The 14,857-nt window shown below is 67.9% G+C and carries 13 protein-coding genes; 7 read left to right on the forward strand and 6 right to left on the reverse strand.

From position 1 onward, the window contains the following. Positions 1–1,446: an FAD-binding oxidoreductase gene (locus tag MHZ35_RS06190; protein ID WP_239434816.1), complete on the reverse strand. Its 1,446-nt coding sequence runs from the start codon at positions 1,444–1,446 to the stop codon at positions 1–3. Between the two features lie 77 nt (positions 1,447–1,523). Here MHZ35_RS06190 and MHZ35_RS06195 point away from each other — a divergent pair, with 77 nt between their 5' ends. From MHZ35_RS06195 to MHZ35_RS06205, 3 genes are all read left to right on the forward strand, one after another. Then, a complete protein-coding gene (locus tag MHZ35_RS06195) occupies positions 1,524–1,991 on the forward strand; it encodes a hypothetical protein (protein ID WP_132883467.1) in 468 nt (155 codons plus the stop codon). Positions 1,992–2,079: 88 nt separating this feature from the next. Continuing rightward, positions 2,080–3,438: a DEAD/DEAH box helicase gene (locus MHZ35_RS06200; protein ID WP_239434817.1), complete on the forward strand. Its 1,359-nt coding sequence runs from the start codon at positions 2,080–2,082 to the stop codon at positions 3,436–3,438. A 14-nt stretch (positions 3,439–3,452) separates the two neighbouring features. Further along, a complete protein-coding gene (locus MHZ35_RS06205; RefSeq protein ID WP_239434818.1) occupies positions 3,453–3,677 on the forward strand; it encodes a DUF1289 domain-containing protein in 225 nt (74 codons plus the stop codon). Between the two features lie 17 nt (positions 3,678–3,694). Here MHZ35_RS06205 and MHZ35_RS06210 read toward each other — a convergent pair whose 3' ends face one another. From MHZ35_RS06210 to MHZ35_RS06225, 4 genes are all read right to left on the reverse strand, one after another. Continuing rightward, positions 3,695–4,573, reverse strand: coding sequence for a dienelactone hydrolase family protein (locus MHZ35_RS06210; RefSeq protein WP_239434819.1), 879 nt, complete (start codon positions 4,571–4,573; stop codon positions 3,695–3,697). 122 nt (positions 4,574–4,695) lie between these two features. Beyond that, positions 4,696–5,358, reverse strand: a complete 663-nt coding sequence (locus MHZ35_RS06215; protein ID WP_274615698.1) for a DUF1013 domain-containing protein — start codon at positions 5,356–5,358, stop codon at positions 4,696–4,698. Positions 5,359–5,569: 211 nt separating this feature from the next. Further along, on the reverse strand, positions 5,570–7,279 hold the full coding sequence (locus MHZ35_RS06220; RefSeq protein WP_239434821.1) for a flotillin family protein: 1,710 nt from the start codon (positions 7,277–7,279) through the stop codon (positions 5,570–5,572). 2 nt (positions 7,280–7,281) lie between these two features. Continuing rightward, positions 7,282–7,899 carry a YqiJ family protein gene (locus MHZ35_RS06225; protein WP_239434822.1) on the reverse strand — a complete coding sequence of 206 codons (618 nt, stop codon included), beginning with the start codon at positions 7,897–7,899 and terminating at the stop codon, positions 7,282–7,284. 188 nt (positions 7,900–8,087) lie between these two features. Here MHZ35_RS06225 and MHZ35_RS06230 point away from each other — a divergent pair, with 188 nt between their 5' ends. After that, entirely contained in the window at positions 8,088–9,284 is a 1,197-nt protein-coding gene (locus tag MHZ35_RS06230) for a threonine ammonia-lyase (RefSeq protein ID WP_239434823.1), read from the forward strand. Between the two features lie 33 nt (positions 9,285–9,317). Here MHZ35_RS06230 and MHZ35_RS06235 read toward each other — a convergent pair whose 3' ends face one another. Next, positions 9,318–10,331, reverse strand: coding sequence for an NAD(P)H-quinone oxidoreductase (locus tag MHZ35_RS06235; protein ID WP_239434824.1), 1,014 nt, complete (start codon positions 10,329–10,331; stop codon positions 9,318–9,320). 79 nt (positions 10,332–10,410) lie between these two features. Here MHZ35_RS06235 and MHZ35_RS06240 point away from each other — a divergent pair, with 79 nt between their 5' ends. The 3 genes from MHZ35_RS06240 (at position 10,411) to MHZ35_RS06250 (ending at position 14,845) form a co-directional block, all read left to right on the forward strand. Then, positions 10,411–10,608, forward strand: a complete 198-nt coding sequence (locus MHZ35_RS06240) for a DUF1192 domain-containing protein (protein ID WP_125960698.1) — start codon at positions 10,411–10,413, stop codon at positions 10,606–10,608. 133 nt (positions 10,609–10,741) lie between these two features. Further along, complete coding sequence (gene clpA, locus MHZ35_RS06245; protein WP_239434825.1) at positions 10,742–13,054, forward strand: ATP-dependent Clp protease ATP-binding subunit ClpA; 2,313 nt, start codon at positions 10,742–10,744, stop codon at positions 13,052–13,054. A gap of 336 nt (positions 13,055–13,390) precedes the next feature. Further along, positions 13,391–14,845: a GGDEF domain-containing protein gene (locus tag MHZ35_RS06250; RefSeq protein WP_239434826.1), complete on the forward strand. Its 1,455-nt coding sequence runs from the start codon at positions 13,391–13,393 to the stop codon at positions 14,843–14,845. Positions 14,846–14,857 lie beyond the last annotated feature (12 nt).

Raw genomic sequence — 14,857 nt, forward strand, 5'->3', positions numbered from 1 at the left:
CTATTTCGCCCCGTCGACGGGCGCAAGCGTCACCAGTTTGCCGGGATTGAACAGGTTCATCGGGTCGAGCCCCTGCTTGATGCCCCGCAGCGCCGCCAGGCGGGCGGGCGGGCCGAGGCGGGCAAGTTCGTCGCGCTTCATCTGGCCGATGCCGTGCTCGGCAGAGATCGAACCGCCGGCGGCAACCACCAGGTCGTGAACAAAGGTGGTGATGCCGGGCGCCTCCCCCGCCATCCAGCGGGCCGGATCAGCGCCCGCAGGCGCCCGTACGTGGAAGTGGACGTTGCCGTCCCCCAGATGCCCGAAGGCGGTGGCGTGGGTGCCCGGAAAGCGCGCCTCTGCCGCCGCGGCCGCCTCGACCATGAAGCGCGGCATCCGGTCCACCGGCACGGAGATGTCGTGCTGCACTGCCGGACCCGCGGCGCGCTCCGCCGCCGACAGCGAATCCCGGAGCCGCCAGAACGCGTCCGCCTGCGCCTCCGATGTGGCGATCACCGCGTCGGCGACGAGGCCGGCGTCCAACGCGCCACCGAGCAGTCGCGCGAGCAGGGCATCCGGCGCCTCGGCCTTCGGGGTCGCAGCGACCGCCTCGATCAACAGGTGCCATGGGTGGGTGCCGCTGAGCGGCGACCGCGCGTCCGGCAGATATTGCACCGCGCGCTCCAGCGTGTCGCCGGGGATGATCTCGAAGCTCTCGACCGCATCGGTCGTCCCTTGCATCCGTCGCAGGAGCGCCAGCCCCGCCTCCGGGTCGGCGATGCCCACCCAGGCGACAGCGCGGCCAAGGATCGCAGGGGCGAGGCGCAATGTCGCCGCGGTGATGATCCCCAGCGTGCCTTCGGCGCCGACGAGCAGTTGGTCGATGTCGTAGCCGCGATTGTCCTTGCGCAGCGGCGTGAGCCCATCGTGGATGCTGCCATCGGGCAGCACTGCCTCCACCCCGGCCACCAGCCGCCGCATCGTCCCCCAGCGCAGCACCTGGGTGCCGCCTGCGTTTGTCGAGACCAGGCCGCCGATCGTCGCCGTCCCGCGCGAGCCCAGGGTGAGCGGAAAACGGCAGCCGGCTTCCGCAGCGGCCTCATGAAGGTTCTGCAGGATCACGCCTGCCTCGGCCACCGCGAGTGCAGCCCCAGCGTCGAGGCGTCGAATGCGATCGAGGCGGCGAGTAGACAGCAGCAGCGCCGATCCGTCCGCAGGCGGCGTCGCGCCGCCCACCATCGATGTGTTGCCGCCCTGTGCGACCAGCGGCACCCGATGCTCAACCGCCAAGCGAACCATGGTGGCCACCTCGGCGGTCGAGGTCGGCAGCAGCATCGCGGCGGCCGCGCCATGAAACCGCCCGCGCCAATCGGTGAGAAAGGGCGCGATCCGGTCGGCGTCGGTGGTGAGGCTGCACTCGCCTAGCGCTTCCCGAATGGCATGGATCAGGCGGGTCTGTGCGGTCATCCCGTCGCGCTACACGGCCGAGAGGCTTGCCGCCAGTTCATCACCGGTTAAAACCCAGAGGCTGAGAAGAGAGCCCCATGCCCGTACCGAAGCCTGTACCCGTGCTTCTGCTGCTGACGCTCGCGGCCCCCATGGCCGGGGCCCAGCAGCGCGTGAGCGTTCCGGCCGGCACGGTCGTGCACAGGGAGGTGCGCATCCAGCGAATCATCGTGCGCGTGCCGCGCATGGAAGTCACCCCCGCCTCCAGTTCGCGTGCGCTGCCGGCGATCAACTGGGTGGAGAAACGCACCGACCGCTGTGTGCCCGTCGCCAACCTGGCTGCGGTGTCGATCACCCGCACCGACAGCGTCGACCTGATGCTGACCGGCGGGAAGCGGCTGCGGGCGCGCCTGGAGGAGGATTGCCCCACGCTCGACTTCTACTCGGGCTTCTACCTCAAGCCGACCGCGGACGGGATGGTGTGCGCGTCGCGCGATACGATTCGCTCCCGCTCTGGCGGGCAGTGCCGCATCTCGTCTTTCCGGATGCTCGTTCCTGGCCGCTGAAGCGCGTTCTGCTTGACAATCCGGCAGAAATCCGCAAGGCGCGGACCTGCATTCCGGTGCCGCGACGGTGCCGTTTTCCGGAAACCCCATGAACTTTGCCGATCTCGGTCTTTCCGATGAACTGCTGCACGCCGTAACGGAGGCGGGCTATACGGAGCCGACGCCCATCCAGGCGAGCGCGATCCCGTCCGTGTTGATGATGCGCGACCTGATCGGCATCGCCCAGACCGGCACCGGCAAGACGGCCGCTTTCGTGCTGCCGATGATCGACATTCTGGCCCAGGGTCGCAGCCGCGCGCGCATGCCGCGCTCGCTGATCCTGGAGCCCACCCGCGAACTCGCGGCCCAGGTTGCCGAGAACTTCGAGAAGTACGGCGCTGGCCATAAGCTGTCGATGGCGTTGCTGATCGGCGGCGTATCGATGGGAGACCAGCTGGCGGCGCTCGAAAAGGGCGTCGACGTGCTGATCGCGACCCCGGGGCGATTGATGGACCTGTTCAGCCGGGGCAAGATCCTGCTCACCGGCTGCAACCTCCTGGTGATCGACGAAGCCGACCGCATGCTCGACATGGGGTTCATCCCCGACATCGAGGAAATCTGCACCAAGCTTCCCAAGCAGCGGCAGACGCTGCTGTTCTCGGCCACCATGCCGCCGCCGATCAAGAAGCTGGCGGACAAGTTCCTCGAGAACCCCAAGACCATCGAGGTCGCGCGACCGGCGACCACCAACACCAACATCACCCAGCGGGTGGTGCATGTCAGTGCGGCCAAGAAGCGCGACGTGCTGCGACGGCTCCTGTCCTCCGACGAGGTCCGCACCGCGATCATCTTTTCCAACCGCAAGACGACCGTGCGCGAGCTCAACAAGAGCCTCCAGCGCGCGGGCTTCCGTTCGGCCGAGATCCACGGCGACATGGAACAGTCGGCGCGTATCGCCGAGCTGGACCGGTTCAAGAACGGCGAGGTCAACATCCTGGTCGCGTCGGACGTCGCGGCGCGCGGCCTGGACGTGAAGGGTGTCAGCCACGTCTTCAACTATGACGCGCCCTGGCATCCGGACGACTATGTCCACCGCATCGGCCGTACCGGCCGCGGTGGCGCGACGGGCACGGCCTACACCTTCGTCACGCCCGACGATGCCGAGAACATCGCCAACATCGAGAAGCTGACCGGTCAGAAGATCGAAGTGCTCGATCTGGGCGGCGGGCCGGCTGCGGAAGCGGAAGCGACGTCGGAGCCACGGGCACCGCGGACCGAGCGTTCACGCGATCGCCGCGGCCGCGAGGATCGCGCCCCGCAGTCTGAAGCGCCGCGTCGGGCGCGCGAGGAACGGGCGCCCCGCCATGAAGAACCACGCCGTCGTCGCGAGGCCGAGGATGCGGTGGCGGACGATGGCGGCTGGAACGGCCCCATCCCGGCTTTTCTGGACGTTCGACTCACCGCCTGATCGGGCAAGGCCGCGTGGACGATTTCATCGACTATGTTGCGCCGGTCGCGGTCGAAAGCCCGTGCGTCCTGGTGTGCACGCTCGACCTCGAGAGCGGCTGGTGTTTCGGCTGCGGTCGCACGCGCGAAGAAATTGCCGACTGGACGGCGATGTCGGCCGAGGAGCGGAGCACCGTGATGGCGGCCCTCCCCAAGCGCTGCAGCACACTCGAACAGCGGATTGCCGCCTCGATCCGCTGATTGCCGGCTTCGGCGGCCTAGCCGTCGATCTGGGCATGCAAGAAGCGCGTGGTCCGCTCCCAGGCGAGCTTTGCCGCCGCGGGGTTGTATCGTTCTGCCGACGTGTCGTTGTTGAAGGCGTGGTCGACGTCCGGATAGACATGGGCCTCCACCTGCTTGCCCGCCGCCTCCAGCGCCGTTGCCCACGTCAGGCCCGTTGCGTTCACGCGCTTGTCCTTGCCCGCATAGTGTAGCAACAGCGGCGTCTGGACCTTCGTCGCCTCGGAAGGGGCGGGCGCAGGTCCGTAATATGCCACGCCTGCGCTGAGCGCAGGTCCGGCGGCGATCGCCAGGCGATTGACGAAGGCGCCGCCCCAGCAAAAGCCGACCGCGCCCACCTTGCCGGAGCCGCCCCGCTGCCGCGCCGCACGATCGATGGTGGCGATTGCCTGACGAAGGGCCAAGTCCATGTCGATGCCGGCGATCATCTCGCGTGCGCGGTCCTCGTCGGCAGGCGTGCCGCCCTGCGGCGCCAGCAGGTCGAGTGCGACGGCTCGGAACCCGCTCAGCGCCACGCGCCTTGCAACGTCGCGAATATGCTCTGTCAGGCCCCGGTTCTCATGGATGACCAACACCGTACCGAGCTTGCGGCCGCCGGCCTCTCGGGGTGCCGCGAAATAGGCTGCGGCTGGTTTGCCCGCCTCGACCCCTTTGCGCGTGGCAGTGCGAAGGCGAGGATCGTCCGGCTGGACCTGCTGTGCTGCGGCAGGAGACGCCGCGATCGCTGCGACCAGCGCCTCGGCAGCGACGGCAGAGCCCGTGAGCGCGACCATCTCCCGCATGAAGGCGCGACGGTCGCGGTGCTCGTGGGTGAAGGCGTCGTAGAGCGCGACAGCGCGCTCGCGAAGGTCGGTCATGCCAGTTCTCCCCGAGTCGGACGGGGAGAAGCTAATCGGCTTTCTGCCTCAGCAGAAGCGGCAGGACCTCGGGCCCGCCGAGCCCGTCCCCCGCAAGCGCGGAGGGACGGGCGCGCTGGCGATCAGCGCTTGAACGGATCGATGAAGGCCGGGGCGGGCTCGGCAGTCTCGCCGTTCGCCAATGCCTCGGCATCGCGCGCCGCCTGCTGCCGCTCGTTGCGCAGCTGCTCCAGCAGTGCCTCGCGGTCGCCCTCCAGACGCGTGTCGGTCGGTGCTTCCATGCCCGCGGCCTTGGCGGCCTTGGTCACCAGTGCATCGAGCTCCCGCTGCGAGCACAGGCCGAGCGTGACCGGATCCTTCGGCACGATGTTGCCGATGTTCCAGTGCGTACGGTCGCGGATCGCGGCGATGGTGGTGCGCGTGGTGCCGATCAGCTTGCCGATCGCGCCGTCCGAGATCTCCGGATGGTTGCGGATGATCCAGGCGATGCCGTCCGGCTTGTCCTGGCGCTTCGACACCGGGGTGTAGCGCGGCCCCTTGGTGCGGCGGACCTGCTCGGGACCCTTCTGGATCTTGAGGCGATAGTTCGGATCGGCCTGGCCCTTTTCGATCTCGTCCTGCGTCAGTTCGTGGGCGCGGACCGGATCGCGGCCGGTGAGCTTGGTTGCGGCAGTGTCGTCGGCGATCGCCTGCACTTCCAGGATGTGCAGGCCGCAGAAGTCGGCGATCTGCTCGAACGACAGCGACGTGTTATCGACCAGCCAGGAAGCGGTCGCATGCGGCATCAACGGCTGGGCCACGGCAGTTCTCCAGAAACAATAAGGGCCACCCCTCGCGGGGTGGCCGTATCCGGAACAGACTTAGTGCGCGAAGTGGACAGAGGCAAGCACAGCTGCCGGCAAAGCGTTATTCCGGCAATGCTTTGCGAAAAGGGGCGCGGGTCCGATCAGACCGCCCTGCGCAGGAGCAACACCGCTTCCCCTTCGCTTGGCGCCGCTACTCCGCCGCAGCCGGTAGGTCCGCGGCGCCTGGCGTCACCGGACTGCCGGCTGGAAGCGCCGCGCCCTTTACCAGCCCGTCCAGCGAGCCACCGTCGAAACCGAGCTCCTTCATCAGCCCGTCGATCATCGGCGCCTGCGCGCGATAGCGGAGCGCCGCCTGCACCGCGGAGTTGGCGAGGTTGCGATCGCCGCCGCCGTCCGCGGCGACACCCGCCCCTGCCGTCCCGCCGGCGCCGGTCAGCCCGTCGACCTGGACGATCTTGATGCTGTCGATCGCCTCCAGCGGCTTGGATGCCTCACGAATGACCTCCGGCAGCACCTTCAGAAGCGCGAGCTTGGTCTGGAGCGACACCTGGTCCGACGACAGGAGGTTCGCCGCCTCGTTGACCGCACGCTGACCGGCGGCCTCCACCTCGAAGCGAACGCGGTCGGCCTCGGCGCGCAGCTTGGCGGCCTCTGCCTCACCCTCTGCGGCAAGGCGCGCGGCCTCGGCACGGTCGGCGGCGGCCTGCTTCTCCGCCTCTGCCTCGACGCGGATGCGGATCGCGGCGCGTTCCGCCTCCCGCGCGGCGTCGATCAACTCGATGCGCTTGGTACGCTCGGCGATCTCGGTCTCGCGGCTGGTCGACACCTGTTCCTCGGCCGCGACCGCATCGGCGCGCGCCTTGTCGGCCTCGGCGCGAGCCTGGCTCTCGTCGCGGCTCTTGTTCTGGACGGCGATCTGCTGCTCCTGACGCGCGAGTTCGAGCGCCTGTTCCTGGGCGATGCGCGCTTCCTTGATCGCGCGATCCGCCTCGATCTGCTGCGCGTCGATCTGGCGCTTGGCCTCGATCCGCGCGGCATCGGCTTCGCGCTGCCGGGCAGCCTGCTCGCGCGCGACCTCGGCCGCCTGCTCGGCGCGGCGCACCTCCAGCTCGCGCTCCTGCTCGAGCCGGGCGAACTCCTGGTCGCGGCCGATCAGGAACGACTGGCGGGCCGCTTCCAGGTTCTTGGTCTCGATCTGGACGCGGGTGTCCTGTTCGATGTCGTTGCGCGCCTTCTTGCGCAGCTCGATCTGCTCGGTGAGCTTGGTCAGGCCCTCGGCGTCGAACGCGTTGTTGGCGTTGAAGTGCTCGATCGACGTCTGGTCGAGACCGGTGAGCGAGACGCTCTCCAGCTCCAGGCCGTTCATCGCGAGATCGGCCGACGAGACCTGCTGCACCTTCTGCACGAATTCGCTGCGCTGCTCGTGCAGCTGCGCCATGGTCATGCCGGCTGCCACCGAGCGCAGCGCGTCGACGAACTTGCCCTCGACCAGTTCCTTGAGTGCATCGGGATGCATGGTGCGCATGCCCAGCGTCTGCGCGGCGATGGCGATCGACTGGGCATCCGGCTTCACGCGGACGTAGAACTCGGCCTTCACGTCGATCCGCAACCGGTCGAGCGTGATGAGCGCATCGCTGTTCTTGCGTTCCACGGCCAGCCGCACGGTGTTCATGTTGACTGGCATGGTCTCGTGAAACACCGGCAGCACCAGCGCACCGCCGTTGATGACCACCTTTTCCCCGCCGGCGCCGGTGCGGACGAAGCCGATCTCCTTCGAGGCGCGCTTGTAGAGCTTGGCGAACAATAGGCCGATCACCAGCAGCAGGATCAGCGCCGCCCCGGCCACGATGCCGACCGTGGTCAGCATTCCGGATTGGGGCACCACCACGTCGGTATTCATCGTCACGCTCCTAGCTGGGGCAACTTGTGATCGCCGCGAGAAATGGCACGGAACACGTCGTTCTCGCGCCGGACGAGCAGCACCTGCTCGCCCTCTTCGAAGATCTGTCCGGGGTTGTCGGGCTCGACCATCACGTAATGCGGTTGCCCGTGATGGTCTTCGACCCGCGCCCGAGCAGGCGCGCCGGGAACTGCGCGACCGATCACGATGCGGGCAAAGCGACCGACCAGTTCCTCGAGCAGGATCGCGGTGGTGTGGTCTTGCGGAAGCACCCGCGCCAGGCCACGTGCGGCGAGCCCGGTGAGCGGCAATGCGGCGATGGTGGCGGCCGGCACGGCGATCCAGCCGCTCAGCAGAGCGCCCGCCCATTCGAGCGCTGCCTGTTCACCCAGCAGCCCGATCGAGCCGAAGATCCCGAGGAACAGGACCAGCAGCATCAGCAGCGGCACTCGGCCGACACCGAGCCACGACAGCAGGTCGCCACCGATGTCGGCGTCCAGATCCGCATCGGCATCCAGCTCGACGCCGAAGCCGATCAACTGCACCAGTCCGATCAACAGCATCAGAACAAGCGCCGCAGTAAAGGCGATGTTCTGCGGCAGGCCCAGAAACTCGAGCAACTCCCCCTCCCCGATTCGAAGTCGAGCTTAGGGGTGCTTCTATTCACACTCTAGCGGAATCGGATCGACGCGGGGGAAGTCGCAGACGGTGCCCCCGCGGCTTTTCCTTGTCCGGTTGCGGCTTTGGTGGTTGTAGGCAGGCGCGGCGCATCGCGCCGCCGACGAGGCACCAACGAAGAGGGCCGTACGTGATCACTTCCCAAGACGTCCACGCAGCCGCTACCCGGATCGCCGGCAAGGTGATCCGCACCCCCGTGGTGCACAGCGATGCGATCAGCCGGATTACCGGCGCGGACGTCTGGCTGAAGCTGGATACGCTGCAGGTCACCGGCGCGTTCAAGGAGCGGGGCGCCGCCAACCGGCTCGCGCTGCTCTCCGCGGAAGAACGGGCTGCCGGGGTCGTCGCGATGTCGGCAGGGAACCATGCCCAGGCGGTCGCGCGCCACGCAGCGCTGCTCGGCATCCGCGCGGTGATCGTGATGCCGGCCTTCACCCCCTCCACCAAGGTCACCCGCACCGCCCGCTGGGGCGCCGAGGTCGTGCTGCACGGCACGACCCTGGCCGAGGCCGCCGCCCACGCCCACCATCTCGCCGACGGTCAGGGGCTGGTGTTCGTCCACCCATACGACGACGACGCGGTGATCGCAGGCCAGGGTACGCTCGCGCTCGAACTGATCGAGGATGTGCCCGAGCTCGACACGCTGGCGATTCCGGTCGGAGGCGGCGGGCTGGTCGCAGGCGCCGCGCTCGCAGCGGAGGGCGCCGGTCGCCCGATCGTCACCTATGGCGTCGAGGTCGAAAGCTATGCGGCCATGGCGCAGGAACTGGCGGGCACGCCCGTCAGCGTCGGCGGTGCGACCGTAGCGGAAGGCATTGCCGTCCGCGACGTCGGCCGCAAGCCGCTGGAGATCGTGCGCCAGCTGGTGAAGCAGGTGCTGACCGTGCCCGAACGCGCGATCGAGAGCGCGATCGCGCTCTTGGCCGAGGAAGCCAAGATCGTTGCCGAGGGGGCAGGAGCGACCGGCGTCGCCGCGCTGCTGACCTATCCGGAGCTGTTCCGTGGCCGCAAAGTCGGGGTGCCGGTGTGCGGGGCGAACATCGACAATCGCGCGCTCGCCAATGTGCTCCAGCGGGTGATGGTGCGCGACGGGCGGCTGATGCGACTGATCCTCGACATCCCCGACCGCCCGGGCGTCCTCGGCGAGATCTCCACGCGGATCGGTGCAGCCGGGGCCAACATCATCGAGGTTTCGCACCACCGGCTCTTCACTTCCCCCAGCGTCCAGGCTGCGCGGCTGGAGGTGATGTTCGAGGCACGCGACGCGACCCACAGCGATGCCGTGGTGGCCGCGCTGCAGGAGCATTATGCGGTGACGCGACTGTAGAGGCGTTCCGCCGGCGACCGAGTCGCCGGCGGTTCAGTCGCCGATCGTCAGCACGATCTTGCCGACGTGGTCGCCCGCCTCCATGCGCCGGTGCGCCTCGGCTGCTTGCGAGAGCGGAAAGCTGTGGTCCATCAGCGGGCGCAGCTTGCCTTCAGCCACGAACGGCCAGACCAGCCGCGCGATCTCTTCGGCGACCAGTGTCTTGAACTCCGCATCGCGCGGGCGCAGCGTCGAGCCGGTCAGCGTCAGGCGGCGGCGCATCACCTGCCAGATCGGAATGGTCGCCTCCGCGCCACGCTGCACCGCAATCGAGACGTGGCGCCCATCCTCGGCCAGGCACTTCAGGTTTCGCGGCACATAGTCGCCGCCGACCATGTCGAGCACCGCCGCGACGCCTGCGCCGCCGGTGATCGCCTTGACCCGCTCGACGAAGTCCTCGGTCTTGTAGTTGATCGCGTGGGTCGCGCCATGCGCCAGCGCCGCCTGGGCCTTGTCGTCGGAGCCCACCGTCACGATGATCTCGACCCCGAACAGCGCGCACAGGCTGATCGCCATGGTGCCGATGCCGCTGGTGCCACCATGGACCAGCACGGTGTCGCCGGCCTGGACATAGGCGCGCTCGAACAGGTTGGTCCACACGGTGAACAGCGTCTCCGGCAACGCCGCGGCCTCTGCCATCGAGAGCCCCTCGGGGACCGGCAGGCACTGGCCCGCGGGCGCCAGCGCATATTCGGCATAGCCGCCGCCGGCCAGCAGGGCACAGACGGCGGCACCGATCAGGCCTGGATCCACGCCTTCGCCGACCGCGGCGACCGTGCCGGCAACCTCAAGCCCGGGGATGGACGGCGCGCCGGGGGGCGGCGGGTAATTACCCGCGCGCTGGAGCAGGTCGGGCCGGTTCACGCCGGCCGCCGCGACCCGGATCAGCACCTCGCCGGGTCCGGGCTGCGGCACCGGACGCTCGGCCGGCACCAGCACCTCGGGCCCGCCCGCCACCTCCGGGTCGATCGCGATCATGGTACCCGGAGTGCTCTCGGGAAGGTTCATCGGCATCTGGCTCCCTTTGCTTCCCCGCGCGTTGCCCAGCGTTATTGACATCGCGCAAAGGAGGGTCAACGCTGTGCCGATGGACGCCGAGGAATTTCTGCCGCGTCGCAAGGACGATCCGCTGGCGCAGCTGGCCCGCGAGGACCTAGACCCGTTGTCGGTCGCGGAGCTTCACGCACGCATCGCGGCGCTGGAGGCGGAGATCGCCCGGTGCCGAAGCCAGGTTGAGCGGGCGACGACCCATCGGGCCAGCGCCGACGCGCTCTTTCGAAGGTGACCATCGGGGCACTGGTCACGGGAACGTTCCTGGAACGCCGGGGCCGGCAGCCGCTTGATGTGGGCCCCTTGCGTTCCGACATAGATGCAAACGGCCGATGCACGCTCGTCGGCCCGGTTGGAGTATCCGTCTGATGCCATCCTTTGCCTCCGCCCTCGAAACCACGCTGCACAAGGCGCTCGAGGCTGCGTCCACCCGCCGGCACGAATATGCCACGCTCGAGCACCTGCTGTTCGCGCTGGTGGAGGACGAACATGCGTCCAAGGTCATGAACGCCTGCGGCGTCGACCTGGGCGAACTCAAGGCGACTGTCGCCCAGTATCTCGACACCGAACTCGACGCGCTGAAGGTCGACTCGGCCACCGATCCCTCGCCCACCTCCGGCTTCCAGCGCGTCGTCCAGCGCGCGATCCTTCACGTCCAGTCCTCCGGCCGCGACGAAGTGACCGGCGCCAACGTGCTCGTTGCGCTGTTTTCTGAACGCGAAAGCTACGCCGTCTACTTCCTCCAGCAGCAGGACATGAGCAGGCTCGATGCGGTCAGCTATATCAGCCACGGCGTCGGCAAGGGCGGCTCGCCGTCTGAGGCACGCGAAGTGAAGGGCGCCGACGAGGAAAAGCCCAAGGCCGATCCCAAGGGCAAGGGCGAGAGCGCGCTGAAGCAGTTCTGCGTCGATCTCAACGAAAAGGCGAAGAACGGCAAGGTCGATCCCCTGATCGGCCGCTCTGCCGAGGTCGATCGCACGGTGCAGATCCTGTGCCGCCGCTCCAAGAACAACCCGCTCTATGTGGGCGATCCCGGCGTCGGCAAGACCGCGATCGCGGAAGGGCTGGCGCGCAAGATCGTCGAGGGTGACGTGCCGGAAGTGCTGCTGCCCGCCGTCATCTATTCGCTCGACATGGGCGCGCTGCTCGCCGGCACCCGCTATCGCGGCGATTTCGAGGAGCGGCTGAAGCAGGTCGTCAACGAGCTCGAAAAGCTGCCGCACGCGATCCTGTTCATCGACGAGATCCACACGGTGATCGGCGCGGGCGCGACCTCGGGCGGCGCGATGGATGCGTCCAACCTCCTGAAGCCGGCGCTGTCGGGCGGCGCGATCCGTTGCATCGGCTCGACCACCTACAAGGAGTTCCGCAACCACTTCGAAAAGGATCGCGCGCTGCTGCGTCGGTTCCAGAAGATCGACGTCAACGAGCCGTCGGTCGAGGACACGATCAAGATCCTGACCGGCCTGCGCACCGCATTCGAGGGGCACCATTCGGTCAAGTACACCCCCGACGCGATCAAGTCGGCGGTGGAACTGTCGGCGCGCTACATCAACGACCGCAAGCTGCCGGACAAGGCGATCGACGTGATCGACGAGGTCGGTGCGATGCAGATGCTGGTGGCGCCGAACAAGCGCAAGAAGACCATCACCACCCGCGAAGTCGAGGCGGTGATCGCCACCATGGCGCGCATTCCGCCGAAGTCGGTGTCGACCGACGACACGCGCGTGCTCGCCAACCTCGACACCGATCTCAAGCGCGTCGTGTTCGGGCAGGACCCGGCGATTGAGGTGCTGTCCTCGGCGATCAAGCTCAGCCGGGCGGGCCTGCGCGATCCCGACAAGCCGATCGGCAACTACCTCTTCTCCGGCCCCACGGGCGTCGGCAAGACCGAGGTTGCGCGCCAGCTGGCCGAGATCCTGGGCATTCCGCTCCAGCGCTTCGACATGTCCGAGTATATGGAGCGCCATTCGGTCAGCCGGCTGATCGGTGCCCCTCCGGGTTATGTCGGCTATGACCAGGGCGGTCTGCTGACCGATGCGGTCGACCAGAACCCGCATTCGGTGCTGTTGCTCGACGAGATCGAAAAGGCGCATCCGGACCTGTTCAACATCCTGTTGCAGGTGATGGACAACGGCAAGCTGACCGACCACCACGGCAAGACCGTCGATTTCAGGAACACCATCCTGATCATGACGACCAACGCCGGTGCGTCGGACATGGCCAAGGAGTCGATCGGCTTCGGCCAGATCAGCCGCGAGGACGTGCAGGAGGAGGCGGTGAAGAAGCTCTTCACCCCTGAATTCCGCAACCGCCTCGATGCGATCGTGCCGTTCGGCTACCTGCCGACCGAGGTGGTCGAGCGCGTGGTGGAGAAGTTCATTCTCCAGCTCGAGCTCCAGCTCGCCGACCGCAACGTCCACATCCACCTGGATGAGGCCGCCAAGGCGTGGCTGACCGAGCGCGGTTATGACAAGCTTTATGGCGCACGGCCGATGGGGCGCCTGATCCAGGAGAAGATCAAGCAGCCGCTCGCCGAGGAGCTGCTGTTCGGCAAGCTCGTCCACGGGGGCGAGGTGTCGGTGAAGCTGAAGGACAGCGCGCTCGCCTTCGAGATCACCCCGGCAGCTCCGCGCAAGCCCAAGAAGGGCGGCCGGGCCAAGGCACCCGCCAAGGCGTAACCAATCTCCGGCCCCGGTCCTCGTGACCGGGGCCCAACTTTTTCCCTTCTCCGCGCTTAACGGATTTTTCGCACCGCGCGCGATAGGTCCGATCGCGTGAGCTGGAGCCTGAATCGACTGGCGCGGATCGTCTGCGCACTGGTGCTGGCGGGTCTCGCCCTCACCCAGCAGGCCGCCGCCGCCCCATCGCAACGTGCCGCATCCCTCCGGGCCTGCGTCCGGCCAGATGCGGATGGGCTAACGCCCGGGAGCCTCTTCTCACAGCCTCAAAGCTTCGACTGCGCCACTCCGCAGCGATCCTGGGGACCAGGCGACTATTGGGTCCTGTCCAGCCCGGTGACGCTCCGTCCCCCGGCCGACGAGCCGCTTCGAGTCCGGTCCGGAAGCGTCTGGATCCGCGGCATGTCGGTGTACGTGCTCTATGCCGACGGACACATCGCCTCGGTGACCGTCGACCAGCGCGGGCTCACGCAGCACCTCCAGCTCGGTGCGCTGATCGAGTTCGCGCTGCCCTCGCGGAGCGCGCCCGTGACACGGCTGCTCTGGCACGTTGAAGGAGCGGCGAACGTCCGGGGCATCGTGCTCGGGCCGCGGCTCCTCACCCGCGCCGAGGCCGAACGCCAGACATTGAAACTGGCGGCGATCTACGCAGCCTTCGCAGGTCTCTGCATCGCGCTCATCGTCTACAATCTCGCGCTGTGGAAGGCGCTGCGCCACCGCTTCCAGCTCGCCTACTGCGCGATGCTGCTTTGCCTGTTGTTCTACGCGGCATCTTCCTCGGCTGCGCTCGCCTGGCTGCTGCCGGACATCCAGAACAACCAGCGGATCACGATCAACTATGTAATGCTCGCCTGGGCCGGCGCGGCCGCGCTCGCCTTCAGCCGGAGCTTCTTCGAGGCGCGGATCTTCGATGGCTGGGTGGGCCGACTCACGGAACTGTCGGCGGCGGGCATGGCGGTGCTGGGGCTCCTGTTCCTGCTGATCGCACCGGTGAACATCCACGCTCTCGACGCGCTGTTCTCCCTGTCTTTCCTGGCACTGATCGGCGTGATCGCCCCGATCCTGTGGCGGGCGTGGCGGCGGCGGAGCAACTATCTGTGGCTGTTCGCGCTGACCTGGTCGTCACCGGTCGTCATGGTGATCGTGCGGGTGTCCAGCAACTTCGGGCTGCTTTCGTGGAGCTTCTGGATCGACAACAGCACCGTGCTCGCGATGAGCGCCGAGGCGCTGCTCACCAGCCTGGCGATCGCCTATCGCATCCGCCTGCTGAGCATGGAGCGGGATGCGGCAATCCGCCAGGAGATCAGCACGCGACGCCTGGCCGATACCGATCCGCTCACCGGCCTGCTGAACCGCCGCGCCTTCCTGGCCCAGGCGATCGGCCGCACGGCGGAACAGCAGCTGCTGGTCGCCGACATCGATCATTTCAAGCGGATCAACGACGCCATCGGCCACGACGGCGGCGACGAAGTGCTGCGGGTGGTGTCGCGCACCCTCCGTCGGGCAGCGCCGGCAGGCACGTTGATCGCGCGGATCGGAGGCGAGGAATTCGCGATCCTCGCCGATTCGCGCGCGGCACTGAACCCGGAGGCGCTGCTCGCGTCGCTCCGCACGGCGGCGATGCCCTATGGGTTGAAGGTCACGGCGAGCATCGGCAGCTGCATCGGGCCGTTGGCGACGGAAGCCGACTGGCAGCAGCTCTATCACCAGACCGACGCCGCACTGTTCGCTGCCAAGCACGCTGGCCGGGATCGGGTGCACTGGGCCGAGCCGTCGCGCAACGCCGCATGAGAAAAGGGGCGA

It is taken from the genome of Sphingomonas sp. ACRSK (genome assembly GCF_022346685.1).
In the GTDB taxonomy this organism is placed as follows: domain Bacteria; phylum Pseudomonadota; class Alphaproteobacteria; order Sphingomonadales; family Sphingomonadaceae; genus Sphingomonas; species Sphingomonas molluscorum.